Raw genomic sequence first — 1,503 nt, 5'->3', positions numbered from 1 at the left:
TCCTGTCCGGGATCGGCATGCATGTCAAACAGCGCGACCTTGGCATTTTCGATGGTCAGCCGATATTGATTGGTGCGGACGCCAGCCTTGCCGAATTTTTCGAGCTGTGATTGGTTCGGGCGGTAGGTCAAGATCGAACGCTCGGCGAGTGCCGGATCGCTGCCGTCTTGAATCAATTTCACCAGGCTTTGGCCGTCCAACGCAGCCGAATCATCCGATGGAATTCCACACCATTGGGCGAGTGTCGGCAGCAAATCGATGTGCGCGGTGATTTGCTCAATCCGCTTCGGTTGGATCCGCCCCGGCCAACGGATGAAGCACGGCACGCGGCACCCGCCTTCGTGGACGCTGCCTTTGGCGCCGCGCATGCCGCCGTTGAATCGTTTGCCGTTGGGCCCGTTGTCGGTCAAGAACAGGACGATGGTGTCGTTCGTTTTGCCTTGCTGCTCGAGCGTGTTCAACAAGCGGCCGACGTTGTCGTCGATGTTTTCGACCATCGCGTAGACCGCCGCGGTTTTCTCTGAAATTTCTCCGGTGTCGTACTTGTCGAACAGGTCTTGGCGGACTTGGAACGGTCCGTGCGGCGCGTTGTAAGGCACGTAGCAGAAAAACGGTTGCTCGCGCGGCGTCTTGAGGAACTCGATCGCGGCGTCGGTCAGCACATCGGTGATGTAGCCTTTGGTTCGCACGGGGACGCCGTTTCGTTCCAGCAGCGGGTCGTCGTAAAGGTTGAAGTGACCGCCGCAAAAACCGAAGAATTCTTCGAAGCCTTGACCGTTGGGATGCAACGGCATCTGGGCGCCGTTGTGCCATTTCCCGAAACAGCCGGTTGCATAACCGGCGTCGCGAAACCGTTCTGCCATCGTACGTTCCGCCGCCCGCATGACTTCGCGGCGACCGGTGACGCCGGCAACACCGGTGCGTTCGGGGTACCGCCCGGTCAACAGCGCCGCCCGCGTGGGTGCGCAAACCGGTGACACATAGAACCGGTTCAGCCGAACGCTCTCGCCGGCCAGGCGATCCAGCGTCGGAGTCGAAATGATGGGGTTGCCGCTGGAACCCAAATCGCCCCAGCCCTGATCGTCAGTCAGAATCAACAACACGTTGGGACGTGCGGTTGACTCAGTCGCCTCGGCCTTGAGCAGCGATGTGAGCAGGGAAGCGGTGGCGAGAACTGCGAGTGCCGTGATTCGATGTGACAATAGACACGAAAACATACTGCGGGGACCGGTCGATGTCGGGTGATGAAACTTGGTGATCAGGCTAGATCTTATCCAAGTTTGCCGCTCCACTCGCCACATCTGAAAAAAACTCGGCAAGATCCCTGGGCGATCGACGCATCCGATCGCAATGTCGACCTTGCGAAGTTTGACAAGCCGACCTCGTTTCCCCCCAACCCGTCGTTCGTGCGGCCATGACTCGCTCCGCGGAATCCGATACGCTGAACAGCTTGACATCCTCCTGCGTGCCCGTTCGGTCCGCAACTTGCATCGTCGACTCAGT

1 protein-coding gene is annotated in these 1,503 nt (G+C 59.3%); it reads right to left on the bottom strand.

From position 1 onward, the window contains the following. A partial coding sequence (locus tag ABX749_RS32570) for an arylsulfatase (RefSeq protein ID WP_372899704.1) occupies window positions 1-1,202 on the bottom strand: 1,202 nt, incomplete at its 3' end. Window positions 1,203-1,503 lie beyond the last annotated feature (301 nt).

This window comes from Stieleria sp., from assembly GCF_041595215.1.
Taxonomy (GTDB): domain Bacteria; phylum Planctomycetota; class Planctomycetia; order Pirellulales; family Pirellulaceae; genus Stieleria; species Stieleria magnilauensis.
This window is presented reverse-complemented; position numbering and strand designations above follow the sequence as displayed.